This window comes from Flavobacterium sp. WG21, from assembly GCF_000335775.1.
GTDB lineage: Bacteria > Bacteroidota > Bacteroidia > Flavobacteriales > Flavobacteriaceae > Flavobacterium > Flavobacterium tructae.
Map to the genome: position 1 here is coordinate 212,606 of NZ_AMYW01000003.1, position 13,822 is coordinate 226,427.

General features: G+C 33.4%; 16 protein-coding genes. 11 read left to right on the forward strand and 5 right to left on the reverse strand.

Features of this window, described 5'->3' with window-relative positions; genetic code table 11:
• Positions 1 to 4: 4 nt before the first annotated feature.
• From C245_RS0104060 to C245_RS24335, 3 genes are read right to left on the reverse strand one after another with little or no spacing between them, the layout of a single operon-like run.
• Positions 5 to 673 (reverse strand): response regulator transcription factor, encoded by a 669-nt coding sequence (locus C245_RS0104060; protein WP_017495302.1) that lies wholly within the window; start codon positions 671 to 673, stop codon positions 5 to 7.
• Positions 674 to 680: 7 nt separating this feature from the next.
• A complete protein-coding gene (locus tag C245_RS0104065) occupies positions 681 to 2,384 on the reverse strand; it encodes a tetratricopeptide repeat-containing sensor histidine kinase (protein ID WP_017495303.1) in 1,704 nt (567 codons plus the stop codon).
• Positions 2,385 to 2,443: 59 nt separating this feature from the next.
• Positions 2,444 to 2,620, reverse strand: coding sequence for a hypothetical protein (locus C245_RS24335; protein WP_017495304.1), 177 nt, complete (start codon positions 2,618 to 2,620; stop codon positions 2,444 to 2,446).
• 356 nt (positions 2,621 to 2,976) lie between these two features.
• Here C245_RS24335 and C245_RS23570 point away from each other — a divergent pair, with 356 nt between their 5' ends.
• Complete coding sequence (locus C245_RS23570) at positions 2,977 to 3,972, forward strand: hypothetical protein (RefSeq protein WP_017495305.1); 996 nt, start codon at positions 2,977 to 2,979, stop codon at positions 3,970 to 3,972.
• A 99-nt stretch (positions 3,973 to 4,071) separates the two neighbouring features.
• Here the strand turns inward: C245_RS23570 and C245_RS0104080 are convergent, their stop codons facing one another.
• On the reverse strand, positions 4,072 to 6,420 hold the full coding sequence (locus C245_RS0104080; protein ID WP_017495306.1) for a mechanosensitive ion channel family protein: 2,349 nt from the start codon (positions 6,418 to 6,420) through the stop codon (positions 4,072 to 4,074).
• A gap of 339 nt (positions 6,421 to 6,759) precedes the next feature.
• Here C245_RS0104080 and C245_RS0104085 point away from each other — a divergent pair, with 339 nt between their 5' ends.
• Entirely contained in the window at positions 6,760 to 8,361 is a 1,602-nt protein-coding gene (locus C245_RS0104085) for a Na+/H+ antiporter (RefSeq protein WP_017495307.1), read from the forward strand.
• Positions 8,362 to 8,548: 187 nt separating this feature from the next.
• On the opposite strand, the gene C245_RS23575 is transcribed toward C245_RS0104085, so the two are convergent.
• Complete coding sequence (locus tag C245_RS23575) at positions 8,549 to 9,259, reverse strand: helix-turn-helix domain-containing protein (RefSeq protein ID WP_017495308.1); 711 nt, start codon at positions 9,257 to 9,259, stop codon at positions 8,549 to 8,551.
• 393 nt (positions 9,260 to 9,652) lie between these two features.
• Between C245_RS23575 and C245_RS24340 the strand changes: the two genes are divergently transcribed.
• The 9 genes from C245_RS24340 (at position 9,653) to C245_RS0104145 (ending at position 13,602) form a co-directional block, all read left to right on the forward strand.
• Complete coding sequence (locus tag C245_RS24340) at positions 9,653 to 9,805, forward strand: hypothetical protein (RefSeq protein ID WP_017495309.1); 153 nt, start codon at positions 9,653 to 9,655, stop codon at positions 9,803 to 9,805.
• A gap of 29 nt (positions 9,806 to 9,834) precedes the next feature.
• Complete coding sequence (locus C245_RS24165) at positions 9,835 to 9,987, forward strand: hypothetical protein (protein ID WP_017495310.1); 153 nt, start codon at positions 9,835 to 9,837, stop codon at positions 9,985 to 9,987.
• Positions 9,988 to 10,105: 118 nt separating this feature from the next.
• A complete protein-coding gene (locus C245_RS0104105; protein WP_017495311.1) occupies positions 10,106 to 10,306 on the forward strand; it encodes a hypothetical protein in 201 nt (66 codons plus the stop codon).
• A gap of 245 nt (positions 10,307 to 10,551) precedes the next feature.
• Entirely contained in the window at positions 10,552 to 10,707 is a 156-nt protein-coding gene (locus C245_RS24170) for a hypothetical protein (protein WP_017495313.1), read from the forward strand.
• Between the two features lie 232 nt (positions 10,708 to 10,939).
• A complete protein-coding gene (locus C245_RS23905) occupies positions 10,940 to 11,068 on the forward strand; it encodes a class IIb bacteriocin, lactobin A/cerein 7B family (RefSeq protein WP_017495314.1) in 129 nt (42 codons plus the stop codon).
• An 11-nt stretch (positions 11,069 to 11,079) separates the two neighbouring features.
• Positions 11,080 to 11,214, forward strand: coding sequence for a hypothetical protein (locus C245_RS24685; protein WP_017495315.1), 135 nt, complete (start codon positions 11,080 to 11,082; stop codon positions 11,212 to 11,214).
• A 100-nt stretch (positions 11,215 to 11,314) separates the two neighbouring features.
• Positions 11,315 to 12,556 (forward strand): hypothetical protein, encoded by a 1,242-nt coding sequence (locus C245_RS0104130; RefSeq protein WP_157495773.1) that lies wholly within the window; start codon positions 11,315 to 11,317, stop codon positions 12,554 to 12,556.
• Positions 12,557 to 12,711: 155 nt separating this feature from the next.
• The gene (locus C245_RS24345) at positions 12,712 to 12,873 is read left to right on the forward strand and encodes a hypothetical protein (protein WP_017495317.1); all 162 of its coding nucleotides are present in this window, start codon (positions 12,712 to 12,714) and stop codon (positions 12,871 to 12,873) included.
• 261 nt (positions 12,874 to 13,134) lie between these two features.
• Positions 13,135 to 13,602, forward strand: coding sequence for a type II CAAX prenyl endopeptidase Rce1 family protein (locus C245_RS0104145; protein ID WP_017495319.1), 468 nt, complete (start codon positions 13,135 to 13,137; stop codon positions 13,600 to 13,602).
• Positions 13,603 to 13,822 lie beyond the last annotated feature (220 nt).

A 13,822-nucleotide genomic window follows, 5' to 3' on the forward strand; every position in this document is an offset into this window, starting at 1 on the left:
GATCTTAAATAATTCCCATGTCTTTGGTAATGGTAACCAAATGAATGGTATTATTGGCTTTGAAAAAATCTTTCAGTTTCGAAATTCTTTTTTCGATGGCGCTTTTACTATTGGGTTTTATTCCCATCTCTTTAAACGTTTCTATGATATCATCCTGAAGAGTTCCGAGCGATAAATGTTTTAGAATGAGTATGTCTAAATCATCGATTTCAAAATTATTTTTTTCCTGAAGTGCAGAAGCAACCTCAGGCGAAATAAATTTTTGATCTGAAGTAAAAATAAGATGAATCGCTTTTTTCAGTTCTTGGATGCTATTGAGACCTTTTAATACAAAAGCATCCACTTTTGCATCTTCAAAAAGTGATTTGATGCGATAACTTTTATCTTCGACCGAATAAGCAATGATTTTAATATTGGGCTGTAATTCACGTACTTTTTGAACCAGTTCGTCTCCGTTAGCAATTTTTACTTCGCGATGATCAGTCTTGAAGGAAAGATCGCTAATTAATAAGTCATAAGGCTCATCATCCTGAATTGCTCTCCGTATTTTGAGAAAGGCTTCATCACAATATTTTGATTGTTGAAAATGGCTGATATTTAAATCCTTCAGGACTTGTTCAATTCCTAAATTCATAGTATCAAGATCTTCGGCAACTAGTACTTTTTTAAACATAAGTTATTTATTTAGGCAGTGTTATTTTTACTTTAAAACCTTTGTGGGGTTCAGTGTCAAAAGTAATAGTTCCTTTTGTGGCCAGAATACGGTTTTCCATATTTTGAAGGCCATTTTTGATTATTTTATCTTTTTCACAGCCTTTGCCGTTATCGGTGTAGTTGATAAGTATCTTGTTGGCGGTATTTTCAAATTTTAAAACGACTACCGATGCCTGACTGTGTTTCTTCATATTGACCATTAATTCCTGTAACACCCGATGTATAGCAACCTTTTTAACATCGTCAACGGCGTCCCAGCTTACTTTTTCAATAGTATTAATACTGACGTTTGTAGTAGGACTGTTATAAGTCGAAAGCATTTCTTTTAAGTTAACCGCATAATTGGATTTCGTATCAATTTCATTGTTTTCTCTTGAAATTCCACGAACCCGATTGTAGATCTGATCCAGTTTCTGAATTAAATTGTCTTTTATATGGGTACTTTCCAGCGGTTGTGTTTGTGTAAAGGTGATGGTATTAAAAACATCATTTGCCAATTCGTCATGAATGTCTTTGGCAATCCGGGTTTCGGTATCGTATGCCGCTGTTAATTTTTCGATTCGGTTTCGGTTTTGATAAAATTTTCTCAAATACAATAGTAAAAGACACAAAGCAGCTATTCCGATTATAAAAAACGCCCTTTGGTATTTGGCTTCCTGAATTGAAAGCAAGTTCTCGGCTCTTTCTAAACGAAGTTTCTGATTCTCATCTTTCTCTTTTTTAGAATCGTACTTAATTTTAGCAAATTTATTTTTAAAATTGTTTCGGATTTTAATAATACTGTCGTTCAGGAAAATGAACTTTTGGGCATACTGTACGTTTTTAGTTCCGGAATCATTAGACATTAAAAAGGACAAAGCCCTTAAGCGTTCATCAACACTATTGAAATGTGTTGCAAGCTGATAGGCTGCCTGAGCATATTGGTTAGATTTTTGGGAATTTGATTTGGAATAAAATTCGGCTAAATGTAAATTACTCTCGATACTTCCATAGAAATCTTCACTCTGAGTTCTCATTTTATGCCCTTCGTTCATCAGGGAGTATCCCTTTTCTGTCTCACCCATTTTAAAATAGGCATAGCCCAGATTGTCTAAAACCCTTGCTTTTTTAGGAGGTTCCTTATCTAAGAGTTTTTTATCCAATATGGTGTTTAAGATGTTGATCGCTTCAGTATATTTTTTCTGCTGAATGTAAACAACGGCAATGTTATTTAAGGGAGATTGTCTGGATGCATCATCGGTACAGTCTTTTAAAGCTTCTTTATAGAAGAAAATAGCGTCATTATAGATAGAGAGTTCTTTGTCAGCAATGCCAAATGAATTATTAATGGCAGCACTATACACATCTTTCTTTTTGAGATAGGGCAGTGCTTCAGTTAGGGTTTCTTTGCTGCCGTAATAATCTCCGTTGATCTGCTGTATATTAGCCATCTGAATCAGGCTGTATACAATATTGGCACTGTCTTTTAAGGTTTCGCAGGCTATTTTTGCTTTATTATATTGGTAGAATGCAGTGTTAAAATTTTTATTCTGAAAATTTTCCATCCCTTTACTGAGATACCCTCTTGCCTCTTTTTTAGTTGAGGTAGTATCAATAGTATCGACGGTTTTTTCTTTGCAGGAAAGAAGCAGCAGGAAAAATAAAAAATAAAAAAAAGGGGATCGTACCATAAAAGTTACTTTCCCCTAAAAATAGTAATTAATTGTAAATGTAATAATCTAATTTGCCATTATTTTGTTGGTGGTGGTGGTGGCGGAACTGTTATGGGTTGATCTCCGGGACCGTCAGCATATGCAGGTACTGCAGGTTTGTCATTTGTTTTTGCTGTATCGTATTCGTCAGCGGTGCAAGAGTATAAAGAGGCACTAAGAAGCACAATTGCTCCCATCAAATATAAATTTTTCATGGTTTTTGGATTTAAAAATTATATGCGGCATGCCCGTTCAGAACTTTTCTGAATCTTGTTATGGCGATGCCAATTTTGTTGGGAAGTGAAGTGCGTAGGCCGTAAAATTTTCATTTATACTTCCCGGATAAACTCCGTTTTACGGTTTTCCGCACTTTTTAATTGAACTAGTTTTGTACATTTGTTTTTGACCTGCAGATCAAAACGTTAACTGATTCTGAAGGCAAAGTAACGACGCTTGTAAGCCTGTATTGATAAGGAATTCCGGGAATTCCGATGTATTTTTTGAAGTCCTTATAATTCCGTAAAAGTCCTTGAAAATCCAATTGACAAATCCTTAAAAATCCTAAGATATCATGCCAAACAATACTTTTGAAGATTACAAAAAAGCGGTTAAGAAGAAATATGAGATAGAAAAAAACAACGATCATTTTGTTTATTTGAATAGTCCTACCAGAGCAAAACTCCGCAATTTATGTTGGGAGTTATTTCAGCAGCAAAATAGAAATCAGGACGATTTAAATGTTTTTAGTTCTTTGTTAGGACTGGCTTTTGATGTGAATAAAAAGAACAAGTTTGAGGAGCAAATCGATAAATTCAGACCTATCGAAAAATTTTTTAAAGGAGGATCAGATCCTGCAATTGTTGATGCGGTAAATATGGCTGCAATCCTGGTAGATTTCAAGGCAAGACCTTTTAATAAATTTAGAATTCAGGAATTATTTGAAGATGAGGTTCAACTTGAAGATGAGGACAAGTTAGAAGTATTGAATCCACAAAAGGAACAAAGTGAGGGTTCTGGAATTCTGGAAACATTTCTGGATAGAAAAGAAAGAGAAAAAGTAAACGGGACAGAGGAAATAAATGGTATTGAAGTCATAAAACCACAAATCAATTCATTTGTAAATGTAAATGTTGAAAAAAGTCCTGATTCTGACTCTAATCCTGTCCCTAATCCTAACTCTAAATTTCCGACAAGAAGACAACTTGTTATTATGGGAATTGTTAGTTTCCTGTGTTTAATAAGTATAAGTACTTATTATGCTTTTCAGGATAAGGAATGCATGCAATGGTCGGGCGACCATTATGAGATGGTAGATTGTGATTTAAAGATACAAGGGCTGGCTAAATCTGCAAATATTGAAATAATAGACCCAACGCTTGTCAATCTTAAAAAGATTAAGGTTTGTGATACGACCACTTATTTTGATAAAAACGGAGTAGCGATTATATGGTATGCTAAGACGGCAAATGGAGTTGAATTTTTTGATGCACACGGCAGACATCCGGAAAATAATAGTCCGTTACGACCTGTAACACATTACATCCTGAATAAATATGTAAAGAGGTAAATGAGTTCATTAGAAGATTAAATAAAAAAACGGAAATAACTTTTAAGAAAGTCATTTCCGTTTTTTTTATTCCTTTGAATTCGAAAAGTAGGAGTATGTTTAGGTAGACAGCGTTAAACCTTTTTCTTTAAAATTACTGAAAAGAACCTGTCTTGCATTGCTGATCGTTTCTTCAGTACGGTAAATGCTACACCAGAATTTTATTTGCAGTTTGAATTTTCCATCAGAAATGGCGCTGTAATAAATTTGCGGAACTTTTGTCGTATTGACCAATGCCATACTTTCGAGCGATTCCAGAATAATCGCATTGATTGCTTCCGGCATAACATCACCAGTTACTTCGGCTGTTATTTCAACGAGTTTAAAATTGTCGGTATAGGTCCAGTTCGTAATATTTTGGGATAACAAATTACCGTTCGGAATAATGATTTCGGCACCGTTTGAAGAGTTGATTTTGGTGGTACGCAATCCCATCGATTTTACCCGGCCAGATTCAGAACTAATGTCGATGACATCTCCAATCTGAATGGGTTTGTCAAAAATCAGGATGATACCTGAGACGAAATTATTAACGACATTCTGAAGTCCAAGACCCACACCAACACCCAAGGCTCCCAGTAGAATGCTCAGTTTGTCCAGAGGCATTCCCGAAGCAGCTACAGCCAAAAGATAACCACTTATTAAAACCACAAGCCTTGTGATGAGTAGTTTAGAATGCTGTCTTTTATTGATCGTTTCTTCGTTTTCATCGTCAATTTCTCCAAAGAAATAAGCCACATAGTTTTGTAATAAATGCGCAACCCAGATGATGATAAAAAATAAGACAATATTGCCCAGCGTAAAAGTGATACTTCCAATCGTATTTGGATGACTTAGTAGCGAACCCAAACCGGTGCGCAGTGATTCCCAAATGTTTAAATTGGCTGCAATGACGACAATCCACATATAACTGATGACAATGATGAATGGTCTTTTTAGTGTATCAGATAAGCTTTCATGGTCAAAGATTTTCTCGATACCGCGTTTAATGCGGGTCGTGTAAATTTGTAAAAGAATAATTTCGAGTACAATTTTTAAAAGTACACTCAGTGCCACGATCTGCGTTAGCGATATAAAAGCAGTAAGACTTAACATATTGGCAAGTGAAACTCTTCCGAGAACATTATCGAAAATGGATAAAGCATTCAGACCAATAAAAATGATGGTGGCCCATTTAAAAAAGCCTTTGATGTACAACTGATCTTTTAAGGTTTTGATCTGCACGAAACCATAGCGGATTCCGAAGAGGTTGATTACAATAAAGGCACAACGCTGCATAAAACCAACAGGGATAAACAAGTCTAAGAAACACAGCATAAAAAACAATACCAAAAGAAGTAACCAGTTGCGAATGGCAACGGCCGACCATTTATTTTTAAAAAGTACTGTAAGTAATCCCAGAAGAACCAGCTGAATCGATTCAATAAATAGGGCCGGAGCATATAAATTGCTAACTACAGCAATGTTAAGACCAATGACAGCAACCGGAATAACAACACCTCTATTGATGTATTTGAAGTTAAGCTGAGACAGGTTTTCGGCATGTGCATTACTGTTGAGGTATTTTAAATTGCGGGAAATGTACCAACCCAATATTCCCATCAATAAAAGCAATGTGATTAAGCCGCCGGCTCTGTAACTTAAATAATATTCCGCAACGTTTTCTTCAATAATTATTTTGGCTTTAATGTTTTTACCTACGATCTTTTTTGCAACAGAATCGTTTGTACTCCATAAAACTGGATATTCTTTTTTAAGCATACTGATTCCGGATTTTTCCAGTTTGCTCTCTACAGTAATTAAGGCATTAGAGACTGCAATTTTTCTTTCAACCGTTAATCTTTTATTGTGGTTTAAAATACTTTGATTCTTGGTCATCAGACTGTCGGTAGTCAAGTATCTTTTTTTCAGATTCGCAAATTCACTTTTAAATTGCTTGCGGCGAAGGGTGTCTTTCAAAAGTCCCATCAGGGTTTTATCCTTACGCAAATCAATTACCCTGTTTTTGATTTTTTCAAGTGCCAGATTGCGAGAATTGATTGCTGTATTTTGTTCGTCAAGTTCCAGCTCAATTTCTTTCAGTACAATGCGATACATTTGCTGGTTGCGTACATTCGGATTTGCTCCTTTTAGGCTGGCCAGAATAAGATCAAGTTTACTTTGCGTTCCTTTGATTTCACCAAACAAACGATGACTGTTTCCATCAAATTCAGTATCGTTATGCGCAGATTCCAAAACCTCTCCCGCTTTTTCAATAGCCATCAGATAGTCACTATCCGTAGTGGTTTCTTCAAATAGTTTTGATTTAGTCTCTGTTTTTGGAGAAGTCGTTTGAGAATAGGCAATCGGTGCATGAAATAAGACAGCCAGTAAGGCGAGTACACCGATAAAATTTCTTTTCAGGATCATAATTTGGGATATGAATTAAGGTTCAAATGTAATTTTTTTTAAAGTATTTATAAGGTCGGATGTAACAAAATTTGATTAAATGAGTTTTATCACTTCTGATTTTATCTGCCGCTGGCAATTGTTTTTGCCACAGATTAAAACGATTATTTGGATTTTAAATTTTGTATAAAAGGTATTTTAATATTGGTGATACCTAGTTTTTAGACATGTGTGAAAAGAATCTTTTTAATCCATGTAATCCGTGGCTAAAAAAGGAACCCCTAGAAACATAATTCTAACTAAAGTCGTAAAAATAGTATATTCGTAGTAGTATAACCGAAATACCAAAACAATTCGAAGATGGAAAATATTACAGTAATCATCATGTTACTATTTGGAGTCGCTTTTTTGAGCCTCGTTAGTAAAAAATACAATTTTCCAATTCCCATTGTACTAGTGCTTTGTGGTGTGGTGATTAGTATTGTTCCCGGACTTCCGGTAATTGCTTTAAGTCCTGAGGTGGTTTTTATTATCTTTTTGCCACCGCTTTTATACCACGCCGCCTGGTATACAAGCTGGTCCGATTTTAAACAAACCATCCGGCCTATTACTTTGGCAGCTGTAGGTTTGGTCTTGTTTACCACGGTGGCAGTAGCGATTGCAGCGCACCTGCTTATTGATGATATTTCCTGGCCTTTGGCTTTTCTATTAGGCGCGATAGTCTCGCCTCCGGATGCGGTTTCTGCGACTTCTATTACCAAAGGATTGGGTTTGCATCCCAGATTAATCTCCATTCTTGAAGGCGAAAGTCTGGTGAATGACGCCAGTGGTCTGGTAGCTTACAAATATGCATTAACCGCAATTACGGCCGGTAATTTTGTGCTTTGGCAGGCGGGGTTAAACTTTGTTGTAATGTCTGTAGCGGGAATCGCAATTGGTTTGGCTGTGGGGTATATTATGTGTTATATTCACAAAAGATTTGTTTGTGATGAGGTGATCGAAGCTACTTTGACTTTGCTAACGCCTTTTGCCTCTTATTTAATCGCAGAGCATTTTGAATGTTCAGGAGTTTTAGCCGTAGTTGCTACCGGACTTTATTTGTCAGCCCGATCCGGAACAATTTTTACGCACGAAAGTCGAATTATGGCCGGAACGATCTGGAGTGTTTTGACCAATATTTTAAACGGATTGATTTTTATTTTAATCGGATTGCAGCTGCGACAAATTATTGCCGGAATTGGAGATTACTCGGGTTGGTCCTTGTTTGTTTGGGGCGCTTCGATAAGTGTAGTCGTAATTTTGGTTCGGTTCTTATGGGTGGTTCCGGCAACTCTGCTTCCGAGAATGCTTAGTAAAAGAATCCGTATGAAAGAAGAATTTGATTATCGCAATATGATTATTTTCGGCTGGTCCGGAATGCGAGGTGTAGTATCCATGGCAGCTGCGCTGGCTTTACCGTTAATGATGAACAAAACAACCGAATTTCCTTTACGAAACCTCATCATCTATCTGGTTTTTTGTGTGATACTTTCGACTTTGGTCATTCAGGGACTTACTTTGCCCTGGCTGATTAAAAAGCTAAAAGTGCAACCGTATTCAATTCTTGCCGAAGAATATGAAATCAGAAATACTATTGTTTCGCAAACCATTACCCACATCGAGGATAATTTTTCTTTGCTTAACGATGATTTACTGCACAACATAAAAAGCAAATACGAAGTCAAATTCAATCGTCTTCAAAAAACGGAACTTCCGGCTAATTTCTTCGGAAAAGGAAAGGTTTTGGGAGGGGAGATTTTCAATGATTTTACCAAACTCCAGATAGATCTTTTAAACATAGAGCGTGACAAACTCGAATGGATGCATAAAACCGGTTCTGTTCACGAAGAGATTTTCAGGAAAATTGAAAAGGAACTGGATTTGGAGGAGACCCGTTTGTGGATGGAAATGTATGAGGACTGATTTTACTTTTTGTAACATAAAGTTTTGTATAACGATACCAATGATTATAGGTTCTTTGTTTAGAAGTATATTGCCTGTTAATGATCATATGGATATGGCTTGATAAGAAATATTGCAGAACCTAAAATTAACAGCTTTCTTAATTAATGGATTCTGATAATGAAGTTTTGTTTTTATTTATAGTTGGTTATGTTTCGCTTAATTTCTCGAGTTGTTTTATAAAATAAACGGGTTTAATACCGGATTTTTTATAAAAAGCGGCAGAAAATGATTCAGCATTATTAAAGCCGAACTCAATAGCCAATGCTTGAATGGTATATTTTTGTAATTTGGGATCCTTTTTTAAAGATTCTAAGGCATGTTCGATTCTTAGGTCATTAATATATTGAACAAATGTTTTTTCTTTACAGCTATTGACTACTTTGGAAATATATTTACTATTAGTTTCAAAAGTATCAGAAAGCGACTGAACGGTAATGCTTGATAATAAGTATCCTTTTGTTAGTTCAAAGTGAGTTAGCTTTTCTAATATCTGTTCCACTAATTCTTCATTAATACCAATACCTTCTATTCCAGATTTAGTTGCTTTGGCTTCTTTTTTATTTATTTCAACGGTTTGTATTTCATTATTCGTTGATTTATCTATTATTTTTTCAAATTGAGATGACTGTCTCTTTTTGATTCGATACTGATAAAACCCAAAAAATGTTGTAATAATTACCAATAGAAATAATACACCAATACTCCAATATGATTTGGTTTGATCATTGGTGAGTGATTGTATCAGGTTCTCTTTTTCTAGAATTAAATAGGGTGTGTTATATATAAGGTCTTTTTTTGGATTTTGTGCGCATAGTAGAGTTGTAAAGAGTAATAAAAATTTGAGATTGTAGTGCATATAAGAAATCATAATTTTTTTTCTTTTTTTTCTTACAAAAGTATAGTTTATTGCTAAAAAGCAGCAATGAAACTCATTAAAAATTAGTATGATATTGTGTTTGTAATGTGTTGACTTTTAGTTTGTTGTGTCGGTATTCGTGTGATATTTCTGATTTTGATATCGAAATTCAGGAATTTCGATATTCTATTTTTGTAAGTATTGAAGTGTTTACCTAGTTTTGGTAGGAAAATGGAGATTATTTTACGGTTCGACGTCACTGCAAGAATTAGATTGTTTTCTTAAATGGAATTGGCCATTACTATACCATGATTCAAAAAGTAATGAATCTAAAAAAACAAGGGTGCGGAAAAATAAACCGCAGAATTAATTAACACTTTAAAATTTAAAATTATGAATTTAGAAAAATTGAATTTAGTTGAGCTTAATGCTAATGAAATACTGAGAGTAGAAGGGGGATGTCCACCTTACAGTAGTCATAATCCCGCACCATATTTATCTCATCAAATGATTGATTTTTTTAGGGGACTATTAGATGCGTTTTAAATTTATTACAAACTTATAATTTTTTAAATATGGAAAATATTATTGGAATAACAGAACTTAATTTAAATGAATTAATTGAAATTGAAGGGGGGCATGATGGTATAGCCTATCAGATTGGTCATTATGCAGGGAAGGCTCTCCTAGTAACAGCATGTGTACTTTGTATTGCATCTATGCTTTAAGTTAATGTGTGGTTGTCTTAAAGACAACCACACATTAAATAACTTAGTACTTTTTTTTAAAAGTAATTGTAGTGATTGAATTTTTATCACTATTACTAATATAAAAATATCGCATCTTATGAAATTATCTACATATGGTTTTTTAATTCTGGGAATATTATTTGGTATTGGATTCATTACATCATTATTTAAAGATGGCGTACAAGAGTTATTTTTTTTTGTAGTTCATATTTGGGTTTATAGAATTTATAAATTAATATTTTCTTTTCTTTTTATCTATGCTTATTTTAGAATTAGAGCGAAAGAGCGAAAAGTATAAAGGAATTATTCGTATTTCTTTCTGTTGTAATTTTTGAGAGAAATCATAACAATATAATTAATTGCAAATTGACATTTAAAGTAAAGTATTCAATGAAAAGTAAATTTGAAAATATTGACAGAAAGAAACTTAAAAAAAATATTATAAATATTATTGTTTTTGTTTTGATCTTTTATATCCTTTCAAAATGGAATACTATTGAAGAGTTTTTTAAAAGCTATTTTTAAATATAAAACTATTAAATTATGGAAAATTTAATGGAATTAGAATTTAGTGAAGCACAAGAAATTTCAGGTGGAGTTACTTTTGCTTATAGAGTTGGCGAATTTATTAGATTTTCTGGTCATGCTGACCTTATGGGAATATCAAGAGCATGTGAAATTGTTTATGCTAGGCAGTAATATGACTAAATGAAAAAACTTAAGATACAAAGAAAGTTTACATTTCATAAAGTTTTTTTAGTGTAATAGTAAAAGGTGGGGGAATGTTATTAATACCGACTTCCACATTTCTCATGATTTCTCAAAATCAATAATTGGATTAAAATACAAAGTAAAATTCCCTGTATGGTTTGTATAATGTTTTTGGGAAAAATAAACCGCAGAATTAATTAACACTTTAAAATTTAAAGTTATGAATTTAGAAAATTTAAACTTAGTTGAGCTTAATGCTCAGGAAATGGAAGAGATTGAAGGAGGGTTTCTTTTAGAAATTCTTGTAGGAGTTCTTATAGGAGCTATTGCATATATGTTAACAACTTAAAAATATAAGTTATGATAGATTTAGATAAAATTGGGGTTACAGAAATATCTGTCCAAGAACAAGCGGCAATCTCTGGAGGTTTTATGTGGGGCTTAGTTTTTTTAGTTGCCTTGGGAACACGTCTGCTTCTTGATCTTTTGGATTAATGTCAAAAAAGGACCTTTTTTGCATTTAATTTTTAATGTTTTTTTGTTGTAACGCAAATAGTGAATAGTCATTTTTATAGAAAAATTATTTTAGTAATTTATGAAACAAATACTTATTGTTTTTCTAATAATGCCGTTTATAAATAGTGCTCAAACAAAGTACTATAATTATAATTTGTATGAAGGAAAGTCTTACTTATTTACCATGGATCAAAGCAACGACGTAATGCTAAACTCTATTCGTTTTATAGGTGGGCAAATAAACAATCCACAGAATACAAAAAAAGAAGAAAAATTATACGGAACAGGATTATTGATCTTTACCTCTTTAATTGGACAGGCAATTACCCATGAAGCGGGTCATCAGTCTGTACTTTCTGAACTAGGGATAGGAAGTATCAGCAAACCTTTTATAGATAAAAATTTAGTAGCTAAGGTAACAGGAGTAACCAATGAAACGCTTGTCAATTTAAGGAATAACTCTTTTCCCAATTACATTAGACTTCATACAGCCGGACTGGAATCAGATTATGCTTATTTGAGAAAATCAGATAGGTACTTTAGTTTTAATGAAGAAGATTATAAAGTTCTGTATCCAGATTATGTAATAAGAAAATTGGCTACTCAATTTTATTATTTGACCAGTTTCTATGATTCAAAAACGAAAATTAAAGAAGCTGACAGTAATGAACTTGATCGTGATATTGTTGGACATGATATATACGGAATGATTCGGCATTTGCATAGACCATCTATGGAGTTTTATCGTTATACTCAAAGAGGAGGTTTAACCACAGAAGAGAAATTATATGCAAGGAGGATAGGGTACATGTCATTAGTTAATTTTTTGAATCCAAATCTTTGGAAAAGTAGAAATTATAAGCTTTCAGATATTGTCACCGGAAATTTTTCGGTTAGTTATTCTTTGGCACCTTTCGGAGATTTTATAGAACAAAACGCTTATTTAAAGATCAGCAATAAATATAAACTTAACCCTTATTTCAGGCAGTACTTCAACAAAAGTTATACTTTTTTAGCAGGTGGTATTGGCTTGTATAATTACTCTTTCCTCAAAGATAAATTTTTATTGAATTCATCACTAGATTTTTGGGAGCAACCGAGAAATTTAGAATTTAGAACAAAAGTAAAAGAAGTCGGATTTGGCGTGAAATCTGAATTAGCGATGAGATTCTCAAAAGGGAAAAGTGATACGAAACCATCAGCATATTTTAATTTAGGGATGTCTTATAAAACGAATGGTTTTATTCCTGAAGCCCCTTCTCTTTGTAATGATTTTCAGATCTATTTAGGGGTTATTGTCTCTGTGAAAAACAAAAGTTAGAAAGTATTGACTTAAATATCTCTGGAGTTATTTGAAAAATTAGTACTTCTGTCCAATGTTATTAGATAGAAGTATAGTAAGTCTGTTCTTACAGAACGATTCTAGGGAAGATGATTTTGTTTAAGTTATTAATTAACCACTTAAATTTTAAAATTATGAATTTAGAAAATTTAAACTTAGTTGAGCTTAATGCTCAGGAGCTCATTTCAATTGAAGCTGGCAACAGATTTTGGGGATGGGTTGGTGCTGAAATTGTTGATCATTGGGATGAAATTAAAAAAGGATTTAGAGAAGGTTGGGCAGCCGCCAGCCATTAGTAAATAATAAAAAATGAAAAAAATGGAAAATTTGAATGAATTGAATTTGAGTGAATTAACGTTAAGTGAAATGGTATCAATAGATGCAGGAGGATTTTGGGGAGATGTTGCCTATGGAATTGGCTACGCAGCCGGTTCTTTGTATCGTTCCTTGCGAGACATTGAGCCACAAGTTGCCCAAAGATGGTAATTTAAAAAATGATTTTTTGTAGAATCTAAAGAGGCTGTTTTAAACAGTCTCTTTATTGAATTCAATAGCATATGATCTCAAAACTAAAAAAAAACATTCAAGATCTTCAACAATGGCAACTTGTATTAGTTGTAATTCTTTTAAACCTTTTTAATAGTTATACTTTTAGCGTTCTTGCAGAGTTCTTTGGTAGTGATTTAGGCAAAGGGTTTAATGAAAATTACACGATTAATGAAAAACTAGTTTTATTTGTTATCGTCGGCCCGCTTCTTGAGACTTGTTTGTTCCAGTACGGGGTTATTGAAATTTGCAAAAGCCTAAAAATAGCACTCAAGTATTGTTGTTTAGTATCTGCTTTAGTTTTTGCCTCAACACATCTCTATAATGTTTTTTATTTCTTCTTTGCTTTTGTTGCAGGGATGTTGTTGGCTTGTTTGTATGTAACGGGTAGAAATGTAAGGGACTCATTCTTAATGACATTAATTGCACACACAATTTATAATGGGACTGTCTTTATCATGAAAATTTACTTTCCTTAAACTTGTTGGTTAGTAATTATATTCATGAAAAGAAAAAATAAATAAACGATGAGAGACAAATTTAAAAATATTGAAAAGAAAGAATTTAAGATCGTGGCAAAAAAAATTAATCCTTTTCATTTTCCTTCTATGTATTTTTTACAAATGGGATAGTATTGAAGAATTTTTTAAACATTTATTTTGAATATGAAAAAGGAGAAATATGAAACCTAATAATGTA